The organism is Caballeronia sp. RCC_10, assembly GCF_041360715.1.
Lineage (GTDB): Bacteria > Pseudomonadota > Gammaproteobacteria > Burkholderiales > Burkholderiaceae > Caballeronia > Caballeronia grimmiae.
Map to the genome: position 1 here is coordinate 567,435 of NZ_JBFUPT010000001.1, position 25,057 is coordinate 592,491.

The window sequence follows — 25,057 nt, forward strand, 5'->3', positions numbered from 1 at the left end:
CGCGGATCGGGAACGCGCCCGCCGATTCGGGTAAGATGCCGGCTCGCCGGATACCGCGCGCCATGCGCGGCGCGGCCGGCCTGTTTCCATTTCAGATCAAGAGTTTGTCGTGAGCGAAGTCATCGAATACAAAAGCTGGGTGTGCCTGATTTGCGGCTGGGTCTATAACGAGCAAGACGGCCTGCCGAACGAAGGCATCGCGCCGGGCACGCGTTTCGCCGATATCCCCGCCGACTGGCGCTGCCCGGAATGCGACGTCGGCAAGGAAGATTTCGTCGTCGTCGAGTTCTGATGTCATGGCGTCGCTGCAAACGCGACGCCTTCCCTAGCGCGCCACCGCGATCAGCTCGCGGCTCGTTGCATCCACCGGCGCGCGATTCCAGTCCCCGTACCAGTCGATGTGCGCAAATCCGGCCTGCGTGAGAAGCTCCGCGAGTTCGTCGCGGCTGCGAAAACGCAGTTCGCTTTGCGCGCTAGTTATCTCGTCACTCTCGCTGAAGCGATAGTGCGTCGTGAACGCGACGCGGCTCGTCGCGTCCGGGTCGGGCGCTGCATGCCGCTCCTGCCATACCTCGACGATGCGTCGATCGGCGGCGCGAACGCGTCGCAACGAACGCGCCGGCGTCCAGTCGTCCCACGCCCGCGCGGCCGGGTTGCGGCTGTCGAACGCAATCCGCCCGCCGGGCCGCAGTGCGCGCCGCGCGGCGATGAGCGTCGCGAGCAGCGCGGCATCGTCGAGAAAGATCTGCGCGACGTGGCCCGTCATCACGAGCAGGTCCGCCGCGCCGACGAACGGCAACGCTGAGGCATCGCCCTCGATCCACGTCACGCGGTCGCCGTGCGGCCTGCCCCGCGCGATGCGCAGCATTTCCCGCGACGGATCGATGCCGGTCACGCGATACCCGCGCTCCGCCAGTTCGCATGCAAGCAGCCCCGTGCCGCAGCCGAGATCGACGACATGCCCCGCCGATTCGGCCAGCGTCGCGTAGAACGCGGTATCGGGACCGGCGGGATTGAGCGCGTCGTAGAGCGCGACGATGCGCGAGTCGGAATAAAGCGTGGAGGACGTCATCGGCTTTGATAGCCGAGCGCTTCGCGCATTGGCTGGCTGTGGATCATGATCGGTCCGGAAAATGGCGTATCGAGATCGAGGATAACGAGCACGGCGGACGCAATCGACAGCGCGCCGAGCGTGATCGTCACAAGGGACAGCGCGTTGCGCGGCGCGATCAGCCCGAAGCACAGAAAAATGATCAGTAGCCAGCCGACGAGAATCCGGTCGAACGGATAGGAAATGGAGCCGTGCGCTTCCTCGATCAGCTTCCAGCGCAGCGCGATGAGTTGCTCGAAGCGCGTGGCGGCGGCGTCGGCGAGCTTGTGGTGATAGGCGTCGGCGGGTTCCAAAAGCCGCACCTGACGTTGGGCGCGTTCGAGCATCTCGCCGAGCGCGCGGCTCGCGAGCTTGCCGCTCGCATGCGGCGACGCTTCGACTTTCGGATAGTAATCGCCGGGTGGCGGTGCTTCGGCGGGCCAGGTGCTCGCGACGGCCGCCGCGGTGTAGGCGCGCAGCAGCGCACGGGTGGCGTCGAGGTCCGCGCCGTAGTCGCGCATCGTGTGATCGAGTTCGATGATCGCGGCGGCGTAGCTGCGCACGTCGTTATCGGTGGTATCGAAAACCGTTTTCGCCGATGCCGTCAAAAGGCCGAGCACGAGCGCCGCGAACGTCACCAGCATGCCGACGACCAGTTGCACCAGTTGCACGGTCTCCTGCGCCTTGTGTTCCTCGGGCAAGAGCGGCCGCACCACCACGCCGATGCCGGTACTGGCGAGCAGCAGCACGAAGACGAGCACGGCGGATTGAATTTCGGTCATGCAGGCATGAGCCGTGAGGCGCGATGAGGAGTCGACGCATTATGAGGGAATTCGGCGGGCGCGTTTCATGTCGCCGGGGCTTCGGCGCTTCGGGGCGTGCGAAGGCGCGGCGCGCGAAGCGGGCGCAAGAAGAAGCGTGAAGGTGTGGGAGTTGCTGCTGTGCTTCGTGGACGGCAAGCCGACGAAGCATCGTGATGGTCCCCCCGGCAGGCATCTATGGTCCCTTTTTGGCAGGCAACCGTGAGCAGTTAAACCAAAGCCTATCAAGGCTTTCTAGGCTTTTCAACTCTATCGACAACGAAACTATCTATGCAGCGTTGGTACAGCAAGTATCGTGAAGTTGGTACAGCCAGCGGGCGGCTATCAGTTGCTGATGAGGTGTTTTTTGGACCCGTAACGAAACCGGCAGACAGCCGGTGTTTCCTGTAAGTTTGTCGAAGGAGCAATCCGCTATGCCCGGACAGTGCTGTCATCACTGCGACGAACCTGCTGGCCCCGACCACAGACCCTACCGAAGGGTGCTGTGGATCGCGTTGGTCATCAACTTCTGCATGTTCGCGGTCGAGGTAGTTACCGGTCTCAGGGGCGACTCTGCATCGCTGGTGGCGGACTCGCTGGACTTCCTCGGGGACGCGGCGAACTACGGTATCAGTCTGTTCGTACTCAGCCATAGCCTGACCGTGCGGGCGAACGCATCCCGGATTAAGGCGGCTTCTATGTTCGCATTCGGCCTTTGGGTCCTTGGGCTTACCACGTGGCACCTGTTTAACGGCAGCACGCCAAGCGTCCCTACCATGGGCACCGTTGGCACCTGTGCACTACTCGCTAACGGAGCGGTGGCGGCGCTGCTTTACCGGTTCAGAGAGGGTGACAGCAATATGCGTAGCGTTTGGCTCTGCACCCGTAACGATGTGCTCGGAAACATTGCTGTGTTACTGGCTGCGTTGGGGGTGTTCCGAACAGGGTCCGCATGGCCGGACTTGATCGTTGCAGTATCCATGTCTGCCCTTGCGCTGACGTCAGCCGTCCAAATCCTTCGCCATGCTGGTGCGGAGTTGCAAGACCAAACGAGCAGACAGGGAACGCTTACGAGGTGAAAAGCAGCGGCTCGGCTCCTACCCATCCGATCCCTCAAGGAAACTGAGGCCCCTTCCGGTCGTGAAAGCCCTGGAATTACCGGGGAATCTTTTCCCGGGTTAAGCGATTAGGTTTCAGACTCGCTCCCTAGTCTACCTCGCAGCGCATACACTGTCTTAATGGACAGTCCTACATCACCTTCCCTCGAAGTCATCAAAGAGCAGATAGCCCAACACGAAGCGCGGATTGCAACGCTTCAGATGTCGATTGAAAATAGGCCCCTATCCTCCGAGGACTTGCCAAGAGCCTCTGGTGTGCTTCTGCTGCTGGGGCATGAGCTGGAGCGATGGGCAGCTCTTCAGGAGGCGTTACAGCGTTCTAAGCCATAGACCGGCCCTACGAATACCAAAAGAAAGGCCGCCCCTTGAGGAATCGAGGGGGTAGCGATGAGGAACAACGATTGCAGGTGGCGTTGCTGTGTGTTCCACGTCCTTGCCCCTCGTTAGGCGTGGATTTAAAGGCCCGTGCCGTACAACTCCCGCACGGGTCTTCTTTCTCCCAATCCCCCAGATAGCCCCCCGGCCTCCCAGAGGCTTCTACAGCTCAATTTGAGGCCCCCCCTAATCGGCTGAGGCCCCCGGCCCCCTATCCCCCGGTACCTTCGACAAGTTGATTGAGAAAATCTCCGGGGCGGTCCGCTCTCGTCAGCGGCTCAACAACAACAACGGGCTTGGCCCAAATGTTCGGTTTTTGAAGGTGGGTCCCGTAGGGGTGTACCGGGGGTACATCGGCCAGCCGAATCGAAAAGAAAACGAAGCTCCAGCCTGTAGCGATGCCAACGCGCCGCCCTCCTGCTCTGCCCTGTGAGGCAACAAGGGTTGTTGATCGGTGGTGATGGTCTAGGGTACTGGCCCCACCCTCTGCCTGTCCCTGAGGGTGTGCGGAAACGGTCATATCCGTGCAGTGTGGGAAACGATGTTCAAAAAATAGCTTGTGTTGGTTCCGATCAGGCTCCAAAGTTCGTAGTCCGTTTCCGTCCGTCCCCTGGGGCCCCGATATCGCCGCCGAGAACTATCCGTTCTAACCATGCGACGTCATTGGATTTGTAGCCGCTTTGTCTTCTGCGCCTGAAATTCTGCGTCGCTGATTATCCCAGCGTCCTTAAGTGCCTTAAGCTTTATCAGGTCTGTATAAAGATCAGGAGCTTGCTGTCGTGAGACCGCCGCCTGTCGGGACTCACTGATCTCGACACGCTGAGTCGTCAACTTTGTGCTATCAAAGTCGCCTTTCTTACCGTAGCTGACCACTCGTCCATTTCTAACCGCAACGAAATAGTCCTCGGGAAAATTTCCGTCTGCGGCAATAACGGTTTTCACCCATCGATACTGGAAATATTCGAGGTCTCCCGTGGAAGAAATGGATTTCGGCTCACCCAATGTTTGGATGACCTCCTGCCGCGTCATACCGACCGAAAGTTTATTCAGTTGGTCTGCGGTACCAAAAACCATTGCCATGCAGCCGGTCAGCGATAGGGCAACAGCACACAACAGCGTTCTTACATGTAACTTTCTCATAACAACCCACTCTTTATTCTGATTAGATGGCGACAGCACGCACCGTCCGATCAGGCGGGATTCAATAGCGGCTTTAGACCGAAGATCAACCCAGATCGCATTTTAATCTCGAATTCATACGCTTCTTTGCTAGAACCAAGAACGGCAAACTGATATTCAAAGTTGCAGCGGATGTAAGATTTTGTCAAACGGTCCAAGGTGTTCTCTCCGGACGCAAATTTCCGCAACTCGTCGACCCCCAAGCTCGGCAAGACCAGTCGATTGGCGACGTAGACACAAAACTGGTCGCCGCTTAAACGTCCAGACGCGTGGCTTTCAAGTCGAGTGACAAGTCCGTATCTCACCCTCCTCGCAACGTGCGCTTTTTCGATCTCCCTGCCCGACATTCCAGCATATATGAAGTGATCGTCATGCCAAATGACGTACACGCCCGCAGCCACTGCCGGAACACTCGTATTAGGCCAATCTGAAAATCGGTATCGACGAGAAAACGCCCCAGTGTCTATGCTCTCAATCATCGCGCGTTGCGTAGGTTGGTACTTGCATGGCTTCTCGCTGGAGCCTTCTAAGGAAAGCAGGTGTCTCCCAGCTGTGTACCTCAGCAGTTTCAGCTTCGCATGCATCTGAACTGGACTTCGGCGGATGCGTAAGTTCCTAAACCGGAATCCTGGCCGGTGCTTCCGACTGGCGACATAACGCGACCTTGATTAGCACAAAATAACGAAGCTTCTCGAAACATGCGGGCTTTGACTGCGCTGCCGGAAAAATCGGTGAAATTCCCTAAGCCGCCAAGCATATAAAGATCGGGACCAATCTGTTGCACCCCGTCCGTACTCATCGTCGCGGCACAGCCGGTCAAAGCGCCAACGAAGGCGTACGCAGCTAGTTTTTTCATGTAATCAACAATGGAAATGTAGAGACACGTAGGTGCGTCTGTTACAAGGCTTTAAGGATGTCCTGCTTCTTTGCGTCGAATTCCTTCTGGTTGATTAGGCCACGTTTGTAGAGTTCGCTCAGCTCCGTCAGCTTCTGTGAGGAGGACGCCGATGCGGAGACCGGTTGCGAAGGCCCACAGGTAGAAACGCAGACCTTCAGGGATTCGTTGCAGTGGGCTTGCTCCACTAAGGGGAACAGCTTGAAGCCTGTGGTGCACCTTGAATACTCTGACGAGCAGCGTTGCGAGCAGGCGTGGTCGACGTTCGTTAGGTCGAGTTCGGGAGCAGACACACAGCCGCCGAGGGCCGCGACTAGACCAGCAAGTACGAGATACTTCATCCGTTTCCCATCTGTTCGGTTGAGGGCTTCCAAGGGTGCAAACGCCGTTAGCGCCTGGATTGTTCCGTCAGGCGGCTCGCGGAGAGCGTTTAGGCGCTGTCATTGCGCGTTTACGGAAAGCCGAAGCAGAACTTTAGGCTGCCGACCTCCAGATCGAGCTTGATGGCCGATTCGGTATGTCCTGTAGCCAGCAGCATTTGAATCGACTGACAATGTCCGATGAGTCCTCGTGTCCGCCTCTTTTCGTGCAAGCTGTCTTTTTTGCCGGCAAGATGGAGCACCCGGACCTCAAGAGCGACGCCACAACGGCGAAACAGACGACACTGCAGCGGTCACTGTCTGTTTGGTCGAGTATCGGTTAATACATATGTCCGGCGAGTTGATAAGAGCCTTGACGCCCCAGCCAATCCCGGCCCCACCCCTAGTGACCTCTTTTCAAACCAAGCCCTCCGTAATCGGATTAGGCCCCCGGCCCCTACACCCCGGTGGTTTTGTTCGATAGGTCGATAAGAGGTTTCCGGCGGCGGTCCTCTCATTCACAAGCTTCAACAACAACAACGTGGTCGGGCCTTTAACCCTTTTTGCGAAGGCATTCCTACGCGCGATAGGGGGTACTCCCGCCAGCCAGCTTCGAAGAAAAAGAAGAGGCGTCAGCCGTAGAGGTCATCAACGCGCCGCCAGACGCCATCGCCATCAATCGTTGCCTACTCTCAGAAGGTGTCGGTTATGGGAGTGGTCTTAGAACCCCCTTTTTCTACTCTCAAAACTCCACTTGTAAACAATCTGATAGTACTGTTAGAATTCGCTCCATCTTATGAGAGTATCTAACGGGGGCAGTCATGGCAGCAGGCAAGTTCAGCTATTACCGGGTGAGCAGCAAGGAGCAGAGCATTGAATCCCAGCGAGCAGCGATGCAGCCTGATGCCGGTGAAGCCTTCGAAGGGGAATGGAGCGATGAAGGGGTTAGCGGTGCGGTGCCAGCCCTCCAGCGCCCCGGATTTGCGGCCTGTGCAGCCCATCTGCGCAAGGGCGATACGCTCTACGTGTTTGCGGTTGATCGTCTTGGCCGGGATGCCATCGATGTGCAATCCACGGTGCGTGATCTTCAGGCGAAGGGCGTTAAGGTCCACGTTCATGGGCTTGGCCTGATCGAAGGCGAAACGGGGAAATTGATAGTTGCGCTGTTTGCCCAGTTTGCCGAGATGGAGAAGGCCCGCATCGCAGCCCGTACGGAGGCTGGCCGGGTGATCGCGCGTGAGTCCCTGAAGGCCACCGGGAGAACCCACCGAGGGAAGGCAAGCCTTGGCCGTCCCGCTACCCATGATCTTCAGGCAATCGCCCACTGGAGCCGGGAGCCCGGTAACTCGATCATGAAGGCGGTAGCCCATTTCGGCGTATCGGAAGCTACGGTCAATCGAGCTCGGAAGCAGTACTCGTAACCCCTTGATTCCATAGAATAATAAAGCCGGTTCGGTGATAGTCCTTTTCGATAAGCAGAGGGACTTCACCGGGCTCCTGAGGCTTCTCCCGTGGTCTTGGAGACCTACGGTGACCTTCCACGGGACTATCCCTTGCAACCCTTTGGGACCTCAGGGAGCCGGTAGGAGCCTCTGGATGGTCCATGATGTTGTCCGCCTACCATATACGGTGATTGATCTAACGAGCATGGAATGAAAGACGTAGACACCACGAAAACAGTACTGCAGCGCCCTCCGTTTATCGACGGCTTCATCGTTGCCAAGACACCTGAAGCTCGGGAGTTGGTGGAAGCCGTAGCTAGGGATGTCATCAAAAAACTGAATTTGAACCCTCAACGGCCCTCTTCGGCTGATCGGGTCAAGCGCCAGGTCGAGATCATCGTCTGCAATGCAGCCCTCAACGAGCAGACCGCCATCCCGCTGTCGAAGCAGATCTTGGGAAGGAAAGACCGCTATCAAGCTCCTAAGTTGAAGGAGTCCATCGTGGACGTGCTGACTGCGCTGGCTGACCTCGGTTACATCAAGCTGGACGTCGGAACCAAGGCTTCATTCGATGCTGTTGAGCTTGACGAGGATGAGGAAGGAAAAGCCTTCATTGCTGAGAATGCAGGGCATATCGGGCTGTCACGCATCTCATCTTTGAGGCTCCCAAGAATCCCCCGGCGTCACTTTGGCAGACACCCCCATGAAGGTGAGCGGATCATCCTTAAGAAACCGAAGGTCAAAGGTCACCGAGGTTGGAACCTTCCCTACGAGGATACTAATGACACAGAGCGGATGAGGTCCGAGTTGGAGACCATCAGCGATGCCATCAGAGCCCATGTTGATTACTTCGGCGATGACAGCCGAATCGACGACACCGAGGTCTTCCTTCAGCGGTCCTTCATCCGTATCGGAGGGAAAGAAGACTTCACCCAAGGAGGACGCCTATCGGGTAGCCCTTATCCTTGGTGGCTAGGGCTGTCGTCCAAGGATCGGTTCAGCGACATCGCTATCGGTGGTAGTGATCAACTCGTTGAGGTTGACTACGGCCAGCACGCTATCCGGTGTCTGTACGGGCAAGCTGGGGCGGAAGCTCATTTTGAGGACGCTTACGCTATACCCGGTTACGAGGGCCACCGTGAAGGCGTGAAGAAGGTTCTCAACTCGATGATTTGGGCTGAAGCACCTCTGTCGCGCTTTCCCAAGACCGACGCTGGCGAGCCTCCCCTGTCGTTGATGTTCCCCTTGGGGACCAAGGTAGGAGACGTTACGGAGGCCATCCTGAAATTCCATGAGCCGGTAGCTGATCTCTTCTACCAAGGGCATGGCTATGGGTTGCAGTTTATGGAGAGTCAGACCTTGGTGAAGGTGCTGCTCAGGCTGCTTGACGAAGGCGTTACAGCCCTTCCCTATCACGATGCAATTCTAGTTGCTGAGGAGCATAAGACCCTAGCCGTGGAGGTCATGCTTTCAGCCTTCAAGGAAGTGATAGGCGTAGAAGGGAAGGTGAAGGTTAGAACCTCTAGCATGTAGCTAATACGACACCTACACCATAGTCGTAGTCCTTCTATCCTAGCTATAGATGATCATGGTGATGCTCTACCTATAGATACCTTTGCCTTCCCCTATACAGGGGGTTTTTCTCAGGTCTAGGAGCCTCACAAAGCCCTCAAGAGCGATCGCCCCGGTATCGAGTCCCGTGGGCCATCTGAGGCTTCCTAGCCGGTCCTAGAGGCGATCCGTGCCTCGGGAAACCGCGTGTGTAACCCACTCTAGCAGCCGTTCTATTGAATGCCCTGCCCCGTACTTGCTTGATTGATTCGCCTTGCCCCATCCTTGAAGCTGCTCAACGACATCCTGAGGGGCTTCAACGGCCCGGAGAAGGTCCCGCATACCATGACGCATTCCGTGAGCCGTGGGGACGATCTTGCGGACCTTCAGCCAACCATTGAGAGTGTTACTTGCGTGTGTGGCCTTACAACCTTCGTCACTTGTGTACTGCGGAAACACGTAGGCTGCACCGTCTGACAGCCTGAGCGCCCGCTGGAGCGCCTGAAGGGCCCTAGGAGTCAGCGGAACTTTGCGCTCGCTATGTTCGGTCTTAATGGAGCGTGATGCATGAGCAACGATATGAATGTACGGGATACTGGCCTTGACGTGACAGTCCGCCCTTCGAAGCCCGACAATCTCAGCCAGACGAGCGCCGGTTTCAGCGAGCAAGACCAGAATGCAGCGGGGGGCGTCTGTTGAAGATACGTCCCCGATGGCTGCGAAAAGCGCTTCATAGTCAGCCGTCGAGAAAGATTCCCGCTTGGTAGCCTTCTTTGCACCTTTGGGGAACTCTATCGTTCCTGCCCATACGTTCTCGATACGCAACTCGTGTTCTTTGATCGAGCGGGCGAACGCAGCGCGAAGCGGGGTGATGTAACGCTCCACGGTGCTGGTGGCGATGCCCTTCCCTGTGGACGAATGTTTTCCGGCCAGTAGATGTTCAACGTACAGGCGCACATCGGCACGTCTGTAGCTGCCCAAGGGCCTGTCTCCCACCAACTTGATGAGGTAATCGAAAGGGAGCGTTGCCGACTTCACCGATTGAGCATCGTCCGTGCGAGCATTGATGTATTCGCGCATACAGTCGGAGGCTAGATGCTCTTCCCCTTCACGCGCCATCATGAAAGCGGCAGCCATCGCGGGAGGCAGATGCTTCGCAATGTCTTTCGGCGTGACTGGGTGCCCGTGCCTCTCTAGCTCATCAAGCTCCCGCCTCACGTGATCCGGTAATTGCCCCTCAACCGCATCGAAAAATAACCCTAAGGCGAAGCTGTCAACCTGAGGGTCTAACGGGTTGATCCCGTATTGCTTTAAGAGAAGCTTACCTTGCTCGATAGATCCGTCCCGCGTCGGAGCGACGAGTTCTGCCCAATGCCTGTCCTGCTCGGAGGCATGTTTCGCAATCAACCGTGCTGCGGCCTTGAGGTCTCGGGTTCCTAAACTGAACTGGAGCCACGTCTTGCCGACGAGTGGCACGAGACCCTTCGGTACCTTACGCTTGAACCAGTATGGGCCGGAGGTGGACCGTTCCCACAGGTAGCGAATGTCTACGGACATAGTGTTGCTGAGGCGGAAAAAGGTCATCGTTGGTACGTCCGTTGGTACAGCAATTGGTACACCACGGAGACCTACAGAACCTTGAGAGCCTTACTGGGAGAGGGAGAGAGACGAATTGTAGACCAAAAATTGGTCCCCCCGGCAGGAATCGAACCTGCATCTAGCGCTTAGGAGGCACTCGTTCTATCCATTGAACTACGGGGAGCGGACCGTGCGACTCGCCTGGGTGGCGAGAGCGCAGAGTATAGCAAAACGCTCCTCTGAATCGGGATCGGCCTGCGTGAGCGGATTAAGGGTTTGTGCCTATCAAGTTTCCCCGTGCGATGCCGCCATCGGAATAATGGACATCATTCCCCACAATAAGCCGCACGGCGCATTCTCCGCATTGCTGGCCGATCAGGACCTCGCGCACCTGCGAAGGGTGATGCGCCGTTCGTTGTCGTGCGATCTCGGCGGCCCGTTGCTGCCGCTCTCGTACTGGCGCGAGCGGCTCGCCGCCATCACGCGGCAGGCACATCTCTCGCCCACGCAGATTCAGACCGTGCATCGGCTCTATCTGTACATCGATGCCTACGAAGCCCAGTCTTCGGCATCCGCCGACGAGCCGGTCGCCATCGCACCGGCACGAGTCAATGCCGATGCCTGAGCCACCAGTCGCGCAACGGATGACGCCGCTCGCGTGCGTGCATCGGTTCGCGTGGACGAGCGTCGATCCGCCAGTCCTGCGCAAACAGCACGATGCCGAGCGCAGCCAGTCCCGCAACGCCGATCAGAATGCTGCTCAAGTCCGTCATGGCGCTCTCCCGCTATCGATTGCCATGATTCAATGATAGTCACGCACGCCGCGCACGACCGTCCGCAATCCCTCAGACGGCCGCCGCCTGCCGCGCGCGTTGCTGCTGCGCATGCGCCGCAAGACGCACCGCCGCGTTCGCCGCGCCGTAGCCGTCATAGCCGCCGCGCCGCTCGATCACTTCGAGAAAGAAACGCTGATCGAGCTGCTCGGTGTACGCATGAAAGAACTCGCCGCCGCGCTCGTCACGGTCATACAGGATGTTGTGCTCGCGCATTGCGTCGATCTGTTCGTCGGGCAAACCGTAGCGCGCCGCGAGATCGTCGTAGTAGTTGCGCGGAATGCGCAGGAAGGCGACGCCATCGGCGACGAGGCGCGGGATCGCATCGAAGATGTCGGGCGTGCTGAACGCAACGTGGTTCAGCCCCGAACCGCGATACATCGACAGCGATTCGCCCACCGCCGTATACCGATCGACCGACGCATTCAGCGCAATGCGCACCGAGCCGTCGCGGCTGCGCACCGCACGGCTGCGCACGAGGCCATACGGATCGGGCACGAGCACGCCCGGCTCCGTTTCGAAGCCGAACGCGCTGCGGAAAAACAGCACCCACGTATCGAGCGCTTCGGCGGGCAGCGACAGACACACATGATCGATGCGCGAAAGCGGGCCCACTTCATAAGGGCCGTCGATATCGGTCAGGACGAAATCCGACTCCCACAGCGTCGGCGCGCCGGGCGCTTCATCGACGAAGTAATCGAGGCTGCCGTCCGGTGACTGCACGCCCGGCACGACGCGCTCGTTCGGCCCGACCTGCCCCGAGAACGGTTTCGATCCGTATGCGGCGGCGCGCTCGAAGGCGAGCTTCGCGTCATCGACATGAAACGCCGACGCGCAGAGCGACAAGCCATGCTGCTGATAGAACGCGCTCGCGAACGAATCGGCTTCCGCGTTGAGCACGATCGACCCCGCGCCGTGCCGATACAGCGTCACGTCCTTCGAGCGATGCCGGCCCGCAAGCCGGAAGCCGAGCTTGCCGAGCCAGCCGGCGACGTGCTCGCGCGTCGTATCGTCGACGGCGAATTCGAGGAACTGGAAGCCGATATGCTCGGGCGGCGCGGGCGGATCGAAGAGCGCGGCGGGCGCTTTGTCGCCCATGATGGCGCGCGTCTGTTCTTCGAGGAACCGCAACGAGCGATGCCCGTCCGCCGCGGTGATCGCGGTCGGCGCGGCGCGAAAGCCATCGTTGAAAATTTCGAGCGACAGCGGCCCGGTGTAGCCCGCTTCGAGCACGCGCGCCGTGAAGCCCGCGACATCGAACGCGCCCTGCCCCGGAAAGCAGCGATAGTGACGGCTCCATTCGAGCACGTCCATCGCGAGGACGGGCGCATCGGCGATCTGCACGAACGCGATGCGATCGCCCGGAATCGCGGCGATCTCATCGACGGAATCGCGGATGGAAAGCGTATGGAAGCTGTCGAGCACGAGACCGAGGCTCGGGTGATTCACGGCATCGACGAGACGCCATGCATGCTTGTACGAGTTGACGTGCCGGCCCCACGCGAGCGCCTCGTAGCCCACGACGACGCCCGCTTCTTCCGCGAGCCGCGCGAGCGTGCCGAGCTGATCGACGATCAGCGCATCGTCGCCGATCGTCTCCGGCGACACGTTGCTGCACGCGAGCATGCGGTCCGCGCCCAACTCGTGCATCAGGTCGAACTTGCGCTTCACGCGCTCGATATTCTTCACGAACCGGTCGGGGTTCACGCCCTCGAAATCGCGGAACGGCTGAAACAGGTAGATGCCGAGGCCGAGTTCCTCGCAGATGCGCCGGACATCGGCGGGCGTGCCGTCGAAGTAGAGAAGATCGTTCTCGAAGATCTCGACGCCGTCGAAGCCCGCCGCGCGGATCGCCTTCAGCTTTTCGACGAGCGTCCCGCTGATCGACACGGTCGCGATGGATGTGGGAATTGAACGCAGCATGCTGCCTCCTCGTTGCATTCGGTGTGATGCGGGATGATTCGATTCAGTGTAGGCGCTGCGCACGCATTCCACGTCATTGTGCGCCAGCATAACAAACTAACTAGACCGTACAAAATACGTGTAAGTACGGACGGACAGCGCGCGCTCGCGCGGTCAAACTGCGGTCTTCGGCTCTGTCGCGATGCAACATCGCGTTCTCATTTTCTGCTGTACGCTAGGCCCTGTCGCCTGGCTTCTTTCGCGGGAGCAGCTCGCATGACCAGCAAAACTTCATACCTCATCGGACTGATCGGCTCGGGCATCGGCGGCTCGCTCACGCCCGCCATGCACGAAGAGGAAGGCCGCGTCCTCGGGCTGAACTACGTGTACCGGCGCATCGATCTTCAGGCGCTGAACCTCGAGCCATCGGCGCTGCCCGATCTGCTGGCGGCGGCCGAACGCATGGGTTACGACGGCCTCAACATCACGTATCCGTGCAAGCAAAGTGTGATCCCGTTGCTCGATGATCTCGACCCCGACGCGCGTGCGCTCGGCGCGGTCAACACGGTCGTGCTGAAGGATGGCAAGCGCATCGGCTACAACACGGACTGGTCGGGCTTTGCGCGCGCGTTTCAACGCGGTTTGCCCGATGCCCCGCTCGATCGCGTCGTGCAGCTCGGCGCGGGCGGCGCGGGCGCGGCGGTCGCGCATGCCGCGCTGACAATGGGCGCGCGCGCGCTCACGCTGTTCGATTCCGACGAAGCGCGCGCATCGTCGCTCGCGCAAGAGCTTGCGGCGCGCTTTCCGGATCGCGAAGTGACGAGCGGCGGCGATCTGCGCGAGACGCTGCGCGCGGCGAACGGCCTCATCCACGCGACGCCCACCGGCATGGCGAAGCTGCCCGGTCTGCCGTTGCCGGTCGAGTATCTGCACAAGGATTTGTGGGTCGCGGAGATTGTCTATTTCCCGCTGGAAACGGAACTGCTGAAGGCGGCCAAGGCGCTCGGCTGCAAAACGGTCAGCGGCGGCGGCATGGCCGTGTGTCAGGCCGTCGATGCGCTGCGCATCTTCACGGGCCGCGAACCGGATGCGGAGCGCATGTTCGAGCATTTTCAACGCCTGCTAGAAGCCTGATTCGCTTCGACCATCGACGCCATGAAAAACGGCGGCCTCGCAAGAGAGCCGCCGTTTTCTTTAGCCGTCGCGCCGCATGAAGCACAGCACGGCGTCGATGATCATCTCGCGATGCCGCGCCCGCGAGCGCGGACCGGACGGATCGCGCCCGAACGCCGCGCTCCACGTATGGCGATTGGCCACGCGATGAAAGCAGAACGAGCTGATCATCAGATGCAGATCGATGGGATCGACGTCATTGCGAAAGCGCCCCGCTTCGACGCCCCGCGCGATCAGATCCTCGATGGTCTTGACCACCGTCGAATTGCGCGTCTTGAAGGTCTTCGACTGCTCGATGTACTTCGCCGAATGCACGTTCTCGATCGTCACGAGACGCACGAAGTCGCGATGCTTGTCGTGATAATCGAACGTGAAGCCGACGAATTCACGCAACGCTTCCTCGGGGTCCATCTCCGCGAGATGAAGCTCCTGTTCGAGCGCGCGGATGTCGCCGTAGACCTGTTCGAGCACCGCTTCGTACAACCCTTCCTTGCTGCCGAAGTAGTAGTACAGCATGCGCTTGGTCGTGTTCGTGCGCTCCGCGATGGCATCGACGCGCGCGCCCGTCAGGCCCATCGCCGAGAATTCCTGCGTGGCGATGTCGAGGATATTGCGTTTGGTTTCCTCAGGATCGTACTTGCGCCGCCCTTCCGACCCGGTGGGCGAGGGCGCAGCACTGACGGGCGTCGCGGCCTTGCTTCCTTTTTTCATTGTTGTGTCTGAGAACGGCGGTGGGGAAGGATTCTAGCATGGGGGTCCTGAGCTTCCGAGCCAATGAGGACAAGGGTTTTCAGGGGCTTCATCTATACTTTTTCGATCATCCAACGTCCCCGGTCATCGCATGCCGCACTCGAAAGTCGTCGCCCTGTCGTTCGTTCTGTCGGCGCTCGCCGCCTCGGCGCTGCCTGCCGCCGCCCAGACGCAATTGCCGCCCGGCCATCCATCGTCGCCGCAACTGCTCGCCGCCGAAGGCGTGATGACGAGCGCGAACATCGCGCGAGGCGCGGCCGATGTCTGTCATATCGATGCAGCGAAGATCGCTCACTTCAAGGACGCCGCGCGCGCCAATTTCCGCGACGCGCCCGACTTCGACGCCGAATGGGCGCTCGGATACCGGCAGGCGCAGGCGACGGTCGATCGCTTCGACAAGCTGAAGACGAGTAACCCGGCCGAGTACAAGAAGGAAATCGACGAGGCGTGTCCCGCGCTCGATCGCGGCATCGATGAAGTGACGCGCTGACGCGCAGCGCGCCGCGCGTGCGTGCTCGAATTGAGGGGCGGATGCTACACTCGACTGGCTATCGCGGTCCCTTGCGCACGAACCGTCGGGCACGTTCGCTGCACGGCATCGGATCGCGTCCTCATCGCTCGTAAGGCTCACAAGGAGGCATGACTCTCATGGCTGATTTCCGTATCTGGTCCGACGAATTTCCGGCGAACGGCTTTCTGACCCGCGCGCAGGAACTCGATCAGCAAGCCTTCGGCGCGTCGGGTGAAAACATTTCGCCGGCGTTGCAGTGGGCCGATCCGCCCGCCGAAACGAAGAGCTTCGCGCTCACCGTCTACGATCCCGACGCGCCCACCGGCAGCGGCTTCTGGCACTGGATCGTCGTGAACATTCCTGCCGATATCCGCTCGCTGCCGCGCAACGCGGGCAAAGCCGACGGCAGCCTGCTTCCGGCCGGCGCGCTGCAGCTGCGCAACGACTACGGCACGGTCGGCTTCGGCGGCGCGGCGCCTCCGCGCGGCGACAAGCCGCATCGCTACATCTTCCGCATTCATGCGCTCGAAGCCGAGAACCTTCCGCTCGATCCGAGCACGACCAACGCCGTGGCGCGCTTCATGACGCATCTCAACGAGATCGATTCGGCGACTTACACCGGTCTTTACGAACTGAAGTGAAGCAAGGCGTGGCCACGGTGACCTCCGTGGCCACGTCGATCGTAGCCCCAAGCGATTTGAAAACGGGGCGACATACAATGCGCCGCCCGCCACTCACCGCCCTCCGATGGACTCCGATCAAGGCCTTCCCGTCCCCCAACGTTATTGGGCGATTGCCGTCGTCGCGCTCGGCATCACCCTCGCCGTGCTCGACGGCGCCATCGCCAACGTCGCGCTGCCGACCATCGCGCGCAATCTGTCGGCCTCCCCCGCCGACTCCATCTGGGTCGTCAACGCATACCAGCTCGCGATCACCATCTCGCTGCTGCCGCTTGCCTCGCTCGGCGATCGCATCGGATATAGCCGCGTGTACATGGCGGGCCTCGCGCTGTTCACGGTGTCGTCGCTGGCATGTGCGCTGTCGGGCTCGCTCGTCGCGCTGACGGTCGCGCGCGTGGTTCAGGGCTTCGGCGCGGCGGGCATCATGAGCGTGAACACCGCCATCGTCCGCATCATCTATCCGCAGAAGCTGCTCGGACGCGGGGTGAGCATCAACGCGTCGGTGGTCGCGATCTCGTCGGTGATCGGACCGACGGTCGCCTCGGGCGTGCTGGCCATCGCGCCGTGGCCGTGGCTCTTCGCGATCAACGTGCCGATCGGCATCGCCGCGCTGGTGATCGGCGCAAAGGCGCTGCCGCGCATCGAGGGGCATCGGCAGCCTTACGACTTCGTGAGCGCGGTGATGAACGCGCTGTTCTTCGGCATCGCGATCGTGGCCATCGATGGCCTCGGGCACGGCGAGCATCGCCCGTACGTGATCGCTGAATTCGCCGCGACGGCGATCCTCGGCTACTTTTTCGTGCGGCGGCAACTCACGCAAAGCGCCCCGCTGCTGCCGGTCGATCTGCTGCGCATTCCGGTGTTCGCGCTGTCGGTCGGCACGTCGGTCTGTTCGTTTTGTGCACAGATGCTGGCGTTCGTTTCGCTGCCCTTTCTGCTGCAGAACGGCTTCGGCATGAGTCAGGTCGAGACCGGCTTCCTGATGACGCCGTGGCCGCTCGTGATCGTCTTCGTCGCGCCGATCGCGGGGATGCTCGCGGACCGCTATTCCGCAGGCTTGCTCGGCGGCATCGGGCTCGCGATCCTGACCGTCGGCCTCGTTCTGCTCGCGACCGTCGGCGCGCATCCAACGCCGCTCGACGTGGGCTGGCGCATGGCGGTATGCGGGCTCGGCTTCGGACTGTTCCAGTCGCCGAACAACCGCCAGATGCTTTCGTCGGCGCCGCGTCATCGCAGCGGCGGTGCAAGCGGCATGCTCGGCACCGCGCGCCTCACCGGGCAGACGCTGGGCGCGGCGTTCGTCGCGCTGATTTTCGGCGTGGAGCCGCAGCGCGGGGCCGTCATCGCGCTGTCGCTGGCGGCCGTGTTCGCGGCAGCGGCGGCCGTCGTCAGCATGTTGAGGCTTGCGGGCAAGCGGCGCGTGGAGACGGCCTGACGCGTATGCGCGCGTGCGAGCGCGGCACGCGTTGCGGCTAGACGCTTCGCGCCATTGGGCACACACCTTGCTGCCGTTCGGACATCGATCCGCAGGCGATCTTCTCGCCGTGCGGAGGTCCGAACAAGCAATGAAATGGAGGTGTGTTCATGGCAAGTTCCCTCAACGGCAGCAAGGTCGCGATTCTCGCCGTCGATGGATTCGAGCAGGCGGAACTCGTCGAGCCGCAGCGTGCGCTGAAGGAAGCCGGCGCGCAAGTCGACGTGATCTCGCAAAAGCCCGGCCAGATTCAGGGCTTCAAGCACGTCGATAAAGGCGATGCCGTCCCCGTCGATCGTACTTTCGACGAAGCCACCGCCGCCGAATACGATGCGGTCGTGCTGCCGGGCGGCGTCGTCAATGGCGATGCGATTCGCCTCGACGCAAAAGCGCAGGCCTTCGTGAAAGAAGCCGATCAGGCGAAGAAGCCCATCGCGGTGATCTGTCATGGCGGCTGGCTGCCGATCTCGGCGGGCATCATCGCGGGCCGCACCATCACGAGCTGGCCGAGCCTGCAAGACGACGTGCGCAACGCGGGCGGCACATGGGTCGATCAGGAAGTGCAGATCGACGGCAATCTCATCACGAGCCGCAAGCCCGACGATCTGCCCGCGTTCAACAACGCGCTGATCGAGGCGCTCGGCAAGACGCGCGCCGCCTGATCGCGCCGAGCGGATAAACACGACCACCGGAGCCCCGCCGATGCCACGCGTTTCATCGTGCTTCATCGCCCTCGCACTTGCAGCGTTTGCCACGCTTCCCGCGGTTGCGCCTGCGCAGACGCAGGACGGCGCGAGCGCGGGCAAGATGCAGACGCAGAAACTCTCGACCGTCGATCAGCAGTTCATGCAGGACGCCGGCGCCGCGAGCGCGACCGAAATCGCCGCCAGCAAGCTCGCGCTCACGCGTTCGGGCGACAAGCAGGTCAAGGACTTCGCACAGCGAATGATCTCGGATCATACGAAGCTCGCGCGCAATCTCGACGTGATCGCGAAACGCCACGGCATCACGACGCCGCCGGCGTCCGATTCGTCGGTCGTCGGCAGCCTGCAAAATCTCGAGGGTGCCGAGTTCGACAAGGCCTATATTGAAAAGGTCGCGCTGGCCGGGCATCAGAAGGCCGTCGAGCTGTTCACGAAGGAGAGCGAAAACGGCAACGACGCCGCGCTGAAGGCCGCCGCCGCGAAGGCGCTGCCGATCATCCGCCATCACTACGCGATGGCGCAGCAACTCGCGAAAGCCAAGTCCGCGCCATGACCGCCCGGCTCAACACCGATCGCGCGGGCGGCCTGCCCGTTCGCGCGCCCGCCGGTCCCCGACCGGCTTATGAGGACTCGACCATGCACATCACGTTTTCGGAAGAACGCCCCGTGTTCGACGGCGACGACCTCGCGATTCATTTCACCGCGCTCGTCGACGGTGAAGCAGTCGTTTGTTCGATCAGCGCCGAGGCGCTCGAAGATCACTTCGGCGCGGCATCGGCACGCGAAGAGGATTTGATGCCCGCGTTCGAGGGCGGCTCGGCGCGCATCCGTGCGGTCTGCGCCGAGGCGCTCGACGACAACGGCGGCCAGCCTGTCGTGCTGCGCAGCGGACTGTTCCGCGTCGCGGGACTGGAACCCGAATGATGCCGTCCGCCCCGTTCGATCACCGAAGCGCCCGCGCGACGCTCCGCGCCGTGGCCGATTCCACGCCAATCACATTCCTACAGGAGGGAACATGTCCCTGATCATTGCCGGCCGATTCGAGACCTTTCCCGCCGCGGAAACGGCCGCTCAACGGCTCTTCGCCAACGGCTTCGTGGAAGAAGACGTGACGCTCTTCTTCGTCAACCCGAGCGGACAGCACGCGCGGTTTCCCATCGGCGGCGACGTCCATACCGATAAAGGCGCGGGCGCGGCACCAAAGGGCGCCGGCAAGGGCGTGACGATCGGTGCGGTCATCGGCGCGATCATCGGCGCAGCGATCTTTGCCGTCTTCAAGGCGCCGCTGTTCGTGTCGGTGGTGGCCGCGGGCGTCGGCGCGTATATCGGCTCGCTGGCCGGCGCGATGTCGCATACGAAGCAAAAGCCGAACACCGCGGTGCAGGCCGAAGAACCGACGCGCACGTCGGGCGTGCTGGTCGCCGTGCATGTATCGCCGGAGACGCATGACCGGGCAGCGTCGATATTGCGTGAATCGGGCGGGCTGGATATCGAGCGCGCGTCCGGCCGCTGGAAGCAAGGCCGCTGGAGCGACTTCGATCCGCTCAAGCCGCCGCAGCCCGTCAAGGAATTCGCCCAGCCGCGTGCGTGAGGCGAGCCGTCCGGCTAGTCGAAAAAAGACGCCCCGAACCGTTCGCGGTCGGGGCGTCTTTCTTGCGTCACACCCACGGCCGCGTGACCTGCGCCGGATGCGCACCGGTGGGCACTGCGCATTCGGCGGATTGAAGTTTCGCCTTCTTCGATGGCGCTGCGGAAGGCTCGCACATGAGCGTGTAATTCGCATGCGACGTAGCGGGTTCGTCGATGACCCGCTCGCGCACGTGCAGCGTGATCGCCGACGCGGCGATCGCCACGAGCACTAGAAACTCGCGGTTCGCGAGCGCATTCAATCTCTTCATTCGGTTCTCCCTGTTGCCTTGTCGTTGCGCCGTCCTGCGTGGGACGAGCGTCTGGTGCGTCAAAAACAGCAAGCGGCGTGCCGACGAGCACCGGTATTCGGGCACGGGACGTGCGACAGGAAAAGCAGGCGCATCCCGACGGGACGCAGCGCTCAAACCAATTCGTCAACAAAAGGAGGTATCCCTATGAGCACAAACGTCGTATCGGTACTCAATGATCTCATCGAAACCTCGAAGGACGGAGAGAAGGGCTTCCTCAAGGCCGCGGAAGATACGCGCGATCCGAGTCTCAAGCTCTTGTTTCAGAACCGCGCGGAAGCCTGCGCGCAAGGCGCGATCGAGCTGCAGGATGTCGTGCAGCGCCTGGGCGGCAAGCCCGAAACCGGCGGCTCGGTTACCGGCGCGCTGCATCGCGGCTGGGTCGATGTGAAGTCCGCCGTCAGCGGCCATAGCGACCATGCGGTGCTCGCCGAATGCGAGCGCGGCGAAGATGCGGCGAAGAAGAACTATCGCCAGGCGCTGGAGAAGGATCTGCCGGCCGATGTGCGCGCCATCGTCGAACGCCAGTATCAGGGCGTCCTCGAAAACCACGATCGCATCCGCGATTTGCGCGATCAGTACGCAGCAGCAAAGTCCTAACGGGATGACGTGGCGTGCCGGCTTCGGGCCGGCCCATCGCGTAAAGAGCATGACCGCGCCGCCTTCGGGCGGCGTTTTTCATGGCCGATCCGCACGAACCCGCGCGACGCCCGGAGCAAATAAAAACGGCCACTTGCGTGGCCGTTCGACAGGCTGCTGCAACCGCTATTACTGCGGCTGTCCCTTGTCGTTCGTGCCGAGCGAGGAAGCAGCCGCAGCCGCCGATGCGCCCTTCAGCTTGTGCGCCTTGTTCTGCTGATGCAGCGTCGTGCCCTTGGACTTCGCGTGAGCGCCGGAAGCCGGAGCTGCCGTGCCCGCCGCATCCGATGCCGCCTGTGCGAACGCGGTCGTCGAGAATGCGAGAGCCAGCGCGCCAATCAATGCCATCTTTTTCGTCTTCATGAAGAGCTCCTTTTGCCGGGGCCTTCGAGCGCCGTATGAACGACGCGTCGTGAGCCGCCTGTGAGTAACGACCTGAGGCCGTCCTTCGTTTTTAGGGTTTCCAACATGCTGCGAGGTGATGCACGTGCCAGGTGAAGCGAGCAAAGGCGACAAGAAAACGACGCACGATGCGATGAACCCGCGCTAAAGGCCCGATGGCTCGCCGCGACGACGAATCATCGAACCCCGCGCGGGTTCCGGTCCTGCTGTTTCGAGCGCGACCCGCCTTCAGCGAGCCGGGCATACGAACTATGCCATCACTTCCGCGTTACTTGGCAGAGATTTTGAGATGGTTCTTCACGGATGCAACACCCGACACTTCCTTCGCGACTTCAGCCGCAGCGGTCTTGTCTTCCGCCGACGGCACGGTGCCCGTCAGCGAGACGACGCCGCCGCGCGTCTTCACGTGGATGTGCGTCGACTTGACGTTCTTCGCGCTCAGCAGTTCGGCCTTGACCTTTGCCGTGACCGCGCTGTCATCGACCTTCTGGCCGACGGACGTATCCGTTGCGCCCGACGAGGACGCCGCCGAGTTGGTCTGCGCGCCTGCGTTCAGCGCGAACACCACACATGCGATACCGCCGGCTGCTTTGAGGAATTGAGTCGTCTTCATGGCAATGCTCCTTCTTTTCAGTTTTAGTGTTGCGCGCCCCTGTCTCGCTGACTTGTTCCGCGTGTTTGCGTATCCGATACGCCCAACACGCGCACGAGGCGCCCCGCTTGTTCGTGATGATCGTTGTTGCCTCGGCGCGCTCGTACGTTGCCCCACGAACGCATCGGCACTGAGGCAACTTGCGTGCCGGGTCGCTTTCTTAAGACTCCATCCCGGGCGATTCTTTGGCCCGCCGCCCTTGCAACAAGGGCTTCAGCGGGGACGGCAACAAATTCTGGACACGCTGCCCTGAGCGATGGAAAAGCACATCGCGCAACCCCCGCAACTCGCGTTCCTTTTGTCTGAGGCCGTGTAAAAAAGTCGGTGAAAGTGGGTGGCCGCGCCTTCGGGGCGAACTTGTGTCCATGCAAAAACGTAAACGAAGCATGGCCTTAGCCATCGTTGGCACGGACGTTGCTCTGAGTGTGCTCGCGAACACATTGATCACGTAAAAACCTTCGAGGATTAGCAAGCAATGCCGCCTTCACTCGAACTCCGCACCAAGCAAAGTCTGGCCCTGACGCCACGGCTGCAGCAATCCGTCCGCCTTCTGCAACTCTCGTCGCTGGAGTTTCAGCAGGAACTGCGGAACGCCCTCGACACGAATCCGTTCCTCGAATACGACGAATCGCAAACCGAGGATAACGCCCTCGGCGCCGATAACGGCAACTCGATGAGCGACAACTCGTCCTCGACTTCCACCGATACCGCAACCGAAGCACCCCTCGCCGCCGAAACGAATATGGACGGCGACGCCAATGCAGACTCCGGCTCGCGCGACGATTCCATGAGCGATTACTCGTCCGACCCGTTCGGCCGCAGCGGCTCACGCAACAACGGCGACGGCGAAGGCTCCGATCCCGCCGACTGGGTTCGCATCGAACCGTCGCTGCACGAAACGCTGCACGATTCGCTGCGCATGTATCAGCTCAGCACCCGCGATCGCGCAGTCGCGCAACTGATTATCGAAGCGCTCGACGACGACGGCTATCTGCGTCAGGAGTTGAGCGAACTGGCGGACGTCGTCGATATCGAACCCGCCATCAGCGAAGACGAACTCACCATCGCGCTGAAGCTCGTGCAGTCGCTCGACAAGCCGGGCGTCGGCGCGCGCAATCTCTCCGAATGCCTGACGCTCCAGCTCGACGCGATGCCGCCGGACACGCCGGGCCGCGACGTGGCGCGCGAAATCGTCGGACATCATCTCGAACGTCTCGCGCGCCGCGAGCAAGCCGAATTGCAGAAGAAGATCGGCTGCAGCGCGGAGGAACTGCGCATCGCCTGCGCGCTGGTGCGCCGTCTCGACCCGAAGCCGGGCGAGAACTACGGGCAAAGCGAGGACAACTACGTGGTGCCGGACGTCATCGTGCGCCAGGTCAAGAAGCAATGGGTCGTGACGATCAACCCGGCGGTGCTGCCGCGTGCGCGCATCCATCGCATGTATGCCGAGTTGTTCGCGCAATCGGCGGGTGCGAGCCGCTCGCCGCTCGCGCAGCAGTTGCAGGAAGCGCGCTGGCTGATCCGCAACGCGCAGCAGCGGTTCACGACGATCCAGCGCGTGGCCGAGTGCATCGTCTCGCACCAGAAGGCGTTCTTCGACTACGGCGAAATCGCGCTTAAGCCGCTCGTTCTGCGCGATGTCGCGGACGAACTGGGCCTGCACGAATCGACGATCTCGCGCGCTACGGGCAACAAGTACATGTCGACGCCGCGCGGCATCTTCGAGTTCAAGCACTTCTTCCCGCGCGAGCTGTCGACGGAAAGCGGCGGAACGTGCTCGGCCGCAGCCGTGCGCGCACTGCTCAAGGAAATGATTTCGAAGGAAAACTCACGCGATCCGCTGTCGGACGTGAGTCTCGCGAAGATGCTCGCCGATCAGGGCGTGATCGTCGCGCGCCGCACGGTGGCGAAGTATCGGCATCTGATGAAGGTGCCGCCGGCGGAACTGCGCAGACAGGCATGAAGCACCGCTAGAAGTTTCACGCTCCAGCGTTCAGCGAGGACCCGGTCAAGCGAGTCGCATGAGCGAGAGTAACGGAGCGTAGCTGTCGGGCCGCCTTTCAACAGGCGGCCTTTTTTTCGTCCGGGTCTTGCACGCTATCGCCAGCCCGATTCGCGGTGCGTGCGCTTGCGCGCCGCGGTCGCGGACAGCTCCGCGCCGAGCAAAAACACCGCTGCCGAGTAGTAGAGCCACATGAGAATGATCGCGAGCGATCCCGCCGCGCCGAACATGTTCGCCGTCCCTGCGTGCTGCAGATAAAACGCGAACAGGCGCTTGCCGCCCTCGAACAGCAGCGCGGCGGCTGCGGCTCCGAGCGCGGCATCGCGCCAGCGCATACGGGTCGTCGGCAGGAACTTGAGCAGGACGGAGAAAGCGAGCATCAGCATCGCAAGCGATATCGCGCGGCGCGTCAGCGTCGACAGGACGACGAACGGACTGCCGTCGCCGAAGGCCCAGTGGCCAAGCACTTCGACGAGCGCATCGAGTACGAGCAACACGACCACGAGCAGCCCCGCACCCACGACCAGCCCGAACGACATGAGCCGCACGCGCAGCAGCGCGAAGAGGCTGTCGCGCGTGCTGACGGCCGGCGTCGGCCAGATCACGTTCAGCGCGCTATGCAGCGATGAAAACGTCGCCGACGCGCCGATCAGCACGCCGGCGATCGACAGCACCGCCGTGCGCCGCGCCATGTCGGCCTGCCATGCGTTGGCGACGATCGCTTCCAGCGCGTGAGCGGCATCCGCACCGACGACGCCGCTGATTTCGTCGAACAGGCGGCCCTGCACGGCATCGGCGCCAAAGAAAACGCTCGCAACCGAGATCACGATGACGAGCGTCGGTGCGAGCGAGAACGCGGCGAAGAAAGAGATCGCCGCCGAGAACATCAGGCAGTGGTCCTGAAGCCACTGCGCGACGGGATCGGCGATCCACGAGAGCCAGCCGAGCCGCGACGTGCGGCCCTCGGCGAGCGGAGCGGACGGATTGGGGACTTCGCGAGTCATCGGCAAG

At 61.4% G+C, this 25,057-nt stretch carries 28 protein-coding genes and 1 tRNA gene; 15 read left to right on the forward strand and 14 right to left on the reverse strand.

What is annotated here, in order from left to right:
• Window positions 1–109: 109 nt before the first annotated feature.
• On the forward strand, window positions 110–292 hold the full coding sequence (locus tag AB6804_RS02650) for a rubredoxin (protein ID WP_035961154.1): 183 nt from the start codon (window positions 110–112) through the stop codon (window positions 290–292).
• A 33-nt stretch (window positions 293–325) separates the two neighbouring features.
• Here AB6804_RS02650 and AB6804_RS02655 read toward each other — a convergent pair whose 3' ends face one another.
• Together AB6804_RS02655 and AB6804_RS02660 are read right to left on the reverse strand one after the other, a co-directional pair.
• Window positions 326–1,072 (reverse strand): class I SAM-dependent methyltransferase, encoded by a 747-nt coding sequence (locus AB6804_RS02655; protein ID WP_370885117.1) that lies wholly within the window; start codon window positions 1,070–1,072, stop codon window positions 326–328.
• On the reverse strand, window positions 1,069–1,872 hold the full coding sequence (locus AB6804_RS02660; RefSeq protein ID WP_370885118.1) for a hypothetical protein: 804 nt from the start codon (window positions 1,870–1,872) through the stop codon (window positions 1,069–1,071). The genes AB6804_RS02655 and AB6804_RS02660 overlap by 4 nt, the downstream gene beginning before the upstream one ends.
• Window positions 1,873–2,423: 551 nt before the next feature.
• Here AB6804_RS02660 and AB6804_RS02665 point away from each other — a divergent pair.
• Entirely contained in the window at window positions 2,424–2,969 is a 546-nt protein-coding gene (locus AB6804_RS02665) for a cation transporter (RefSeq protein ID WP_370885406.1), read from the forward strand.
• A gap of 1,074 nt (window positions 2,970–4,043) precedes the next feature.
• On the opposite strand, the gene AB6804_RS02670 is transcribed toward AB6804_RS02665, so the two are convergent.
• The 3 genes from AB6804_RS02670 to AB6804_RS02680 all read right to left on the reverse strand — a co-directional run bounded on the left by AB6804_RS02670 (window position 4,044) and on the right by AB6804_RS02680 (window position 5,831).
• Window positions 4,044–4,523: an SHOCT domain-containing protein gene (locus AB6804_RS02670; RefSeq protein WP_370885119.1), complete on the reverse strand. Its 480-nt coding sequence runs from the start codon at window positions 4,521–4,523 to the stop codon at window positions 4,044–4,046.
• A gap of 607 nt (window positions 4,524–5,130) precedes the next feature.
• Window positions 5,131–5,418, reverse strand: coding sequence for a hypothetical protein (locus AB6804_RS02675; protein WP_370885120.1), 288 nt, complete (start codon window positions 5,416–5,418; stop codon window positions 5,131–5,133).
• A 41-nt stretch (window positions 5,419–5,459) separates the two neighbouring features.
• On the reverse strand, window positions 5,460–5,831 hold the full coding sequence (locus tag AB6804_RS02680; RefSeq protein ID WP_370885121.1) for an SHOCT domain-containing protein: 372 nt from the start codon (window positions 5,829–5,831) through the stop codon (window positions 5,460–5,462).
• Between the two features lie 806 nt (window positions 5,832–6,637).
• Here AB6804_RS02680 and AB6804_RS02685 point away from each other — a divergent pair.
• Complete coding sequence (locus tag AB6804_RS02685) at window positions 6,638–7,237, forward strand: recombinase family protein (RefSeq protein WP_370885122.1); 600 nt, start codon at window positions 6,638–6,640, stop codon at window positions 7,235–7,237.
• A 231-nt stretch (window positions 7,238–7,468) separates the two neighbouring features.
• Window positions 7,469–8,791: a hypothetical protein gene (locus tag AB6804_RS02690; RefSeq protein WP_370885123.1), complete on the forward strand. Its 1,323-nt coding sequence runs from the start codon at window positions 7,469–7,471 to the stop codon at window positions 8,789–8,791.
• A gap of 195 nt (window positions 8,792–8,986) precedes the next feature.
• Here AB6804_RS02690 and AB6804_RS02695 read toward each other — a convergent pair whose 3' ends face one another.
• A complete protein-coding gene (locus AB6804_RS02695) occupies window positions 8,987–10,393 on the reverse strand; it encodes a tyrosine-type recombinase/integrase (RefSeq protein WP_370885124.1) in 1,407 nt (468 codons plus the stop codon).
• 103 nt (window positions 10,394–10,496) lie between these two features.
• Window positions 10,497–10,571: transfer RNA gene (locus AB6804_RS02700), tRNA-Arg, on the reverse strand.
• 135 nt (window positions 10,572–10,706) lie between these two features.
• On the opposite strand from AB6804_RS02700, the gene AB6804_RS02705 reads away from it, so the two are divergent.
• Complete coding sequence (locus tag AB6804_RS02705) at window positions 10,707–11,012, forward strand: hypothetical protein (protein WP_370885125.1); 306 nt, start codon at window positions 10,707–10,709, stop codon at window positions 11,010–11,012.
• Here AB6804_RS02705 and AB6804_RS02710 read toward each other — a convergent pair.
• A complete protein-coding gene (locus AB6804_RS02710) occupies window positions 10,996–11,160 on the reverse strand; it encodes a hypothetical protein (RefSeq protein WP_370885126.1) in 165 nt (54 codons plus the stop codon). The two genes, AB6804_RS02705 and AB6804_RS02710, sit on opposite strands and share 17 nt — an antisense overlap.
• A gap of 72 nt (window positions 11,161–11,232) precedes the next feature.
• Window positions 11,233–13,131 (reverse strand): bifunctional sugar phosphate isomerase/epimerase/4-hydroxyphenylpyruvate dioxygenase family protein, encoded by a 1,899-nt coding sequence (locus AB6804_RS02715; RefSeq protein ID WP_370885407.1) that lies wholly within the window; start codon window positions 13,129–13,131, stop codon window positions 11,233–11,235.
• Window positions 13,132–13,398: 267 nt separating this feature from the next.
• On the opposite strand from AB6804_RS02715, the gene AB6804_RS02720 reads away from it, so the two are divergent.
• On the forward strand, window positions 13,399–14,256 hold the full coding sequence (locus tag AB6804_RS02720) for a shikimate dehydrogenase (protein WP_370885127.1): 858 nt from the start codon (window positions 13,399–13,401) through the stop codon (window positions 14,254–14,256).
• A 60-nt stretch (window positions 14,257–14,316) separates the two neighbouring features.
• Here AB6804_RS02720 and AB6804_RS02725 read toward each other — a convergent pair whose 3' ends face one another.
• Window positions 14,317–15,006 (reverse strand): TetR family transcriptional regulator, encoded by a 690-nt coding sequence (locus AB6804_RS02725; RefSeq protein ID WP_244793076.1) that lies wholly within the window; start codon window positions 15,004–15,006, stop codon window positions 14,317–14,319.
• 130 nt (window positions 15,007–15,136) lie between these two features.
• Between AB6804_RS02725 and AB6804_RS02730 the strand changes: the two genes are divergently transcribed.
• From AB6804_RS02730 to AB6804_RS02760, 7 genes are all read left to right on the forward strand, one after another.
• Window positions 15,137–15,535, forward strand: a complete 399-nt coding sequence (locus AB6804_RS02730; RefSeq protein ID WP_370885128.1) for a hypothetical protein — start codon at window positions 15,137–15,139, stop codon at window positions 15,533–15,535.
• 158 nt (window positions 15,536–15,693) lie between these two features.
• Complete coding sequence (locus AB6804_RS02735; protein WP_370885129.1) at window positions 15,694–16,197, forward strand: YbhB/YbcL family Raf kinase inhibitor-like protein; 504 nt, start codon at window positions 15,694–15,696, stop codon at window positions 16,195–16,197.
• A 106-nt stretch (window positions 16,198–16,303) separates the two neighbouring features.
• Entirely contained in the window at window positions 16,304–17,671 is a 1,368-nt protein-coding gene (locus tag AB6804_RS02740) for an MFS transporter (protein ID WP_370885130.1), read from the forward strand.
• A 149-nt stretch (window positions 17,672–17,820) separates the two neighbouring features.
• On the forward strand, window positions 17,821–18,372 hold the full coding sequence (locus AB6804_RS02745; RefSeq protein ID WP_370885131.1) for a type 1 glutamine amidotransferase domain-containing protein: 552 nt from the start codon (window positions 17,821–17,823) through the stop codon (window positions 18,370–18,372).
• A 40-nt stretch (window positions 18,373–18,412) separates the two neighbouring features.
• On the forward strand, window positions 18,413–18,967 hold the full coding sequence (locus AB6804_RS02750; RefSeq protein WP_370885132.1) for a DUF4142 domain-containing protein: 555 nt from the start codon (window positions 18,413–18,415) through the stop codon (window positions 18,965–18,967).
• The gene (locus AB6804_RS02755) at window positions 18,964–19,338 is read left to right on the forward strand and encodes a DUF1488 domain-containing protein (protein ID WP_370885133.1); all 375 of its coding nucleotides are present in this window, start codon (window positions 18,964–18,966) and stop codon (window positions 19,336–19,338) included. The genes AB6804_RS02750 and AB6804_RS02755 overlap by 4 nt, the downstream gene beginning before the upstream one ends.
• A 91-nt stretch (window positions 19,339–19,429) precedes the next feature.
• Window positions 19,430–20,005 carry a hypothetical protein gene (locus tag AB6804_RS02760; RefSeq protein ID WP_370885134.1) on the forward strand — a complete coding sequence of 192 codons (576 nt, stop codon included), beginning with the start codon at window positions 19,430–19,432 and terminating at the stop codon, window positions 20,003–20,005.
• A gap of 67 nt (window positions 20,006–20,072) precedes the next feature.
• Here AB6804_RS02760 and AB6804_RS02765 read toward each other — a convergent pair whose 3' ends face one another.
• On the reverse strand, window positions 20,073–20,312 hold the full coding sequence (locus AB6804_RS02765; RefSeq protein WP_370885135.1) for a hypothetical protein: 240 nt from the start codon (window positions 20,310–20,312) through the stop codon (window positions 20,073–20,075).
• A 186-nt stretch (window positions 20,313–20,498) separates the two neighbouring features.
• Here AB6804_RS02765 and AB6804_RS02770 point away from each other — a divergent pair, with 186 nt between their 5' ends.
• The gene (locus tag AB6804_RS02770; protein ID WP_370885136.1) at window positions 20,499–20,951 is read left to right on the forward strand and encodes a PA2169 family four-helix-bundle protein; all 453 of its coding nucleotides are present in this window, start codon (window positions 20,499–20,501) and stop codon (window positions 20,949–20,951) included.
• A gap of 168 nt (window positions 20,952–21,119) precedes the next feature.
• Here the strand turns inward: AB6804_RS02770 and AB6804_RS02775 are convergent, their stop codons facing one another.
• Together AB6804_RS02775 and AB6804_RS02780 are read right to left on the reverse strand one after the other, a co-directional pair.
• On the reverse strand, window positions 21,120–21,353 hold the full coding sequence (locus tag AB6804_RS02775; protein ID WP_035960720.1) for a hypothetical protein: 234 nt from the start codon (window positions 21,351–21,353) through the stop codon (window positions 21,120–21,122).
• A gap of 307 nt (window positions 21,354–21,660) precedes the next feature.
• Window positions 21,661–22,005, reverse strand: a complete 345-nt coding sequence (locus AB6804_RS02780) for a BON domain-containing protein (protein ID WP_035960719.1) — start codon at window positions 22,003–22,005, stop codon at window positions 21,661–21,663.
• A gap of 514 nt (window positions 22,006–22,519) precedes the next feature.
• Here AB6804_RS02780 and AB6804_RS02785 point away from each other — a divergent pair.
• Window positions 22,520–24,007, forward strand: coding sequence for an RNA polymerase factor sigma-54 (locus AB6804_RS02785; RefSeq protein ID WP_370885137.1), 1,488 nt, complete (start codon window positions 22,520–22,522; stop codon window positions 24,005–24,007).
• A gap of 134 nt (window positions 24,008–24,141) precedes the next feature.
• On the opposite strand, the gene AB6804_RS02790 is transcribed toward AB6804_RS02785, so the two are convergent.
• Window positions 24,142–25,050 carry a YihY/virulence factor BrkB family protein gene (locus AB6804_RS02790; protein ID WP_370885138.1) on the reverse strand — a complete coding sequence of 303 codons (909 nt, stop codon included), beginning with the start codon at window positions 25,048–25,050 and terminating at the stop codon, window positions 24,142–24,144.
• Window positions 25,051–25,057 lie beyond the last annotated feature (7 nt).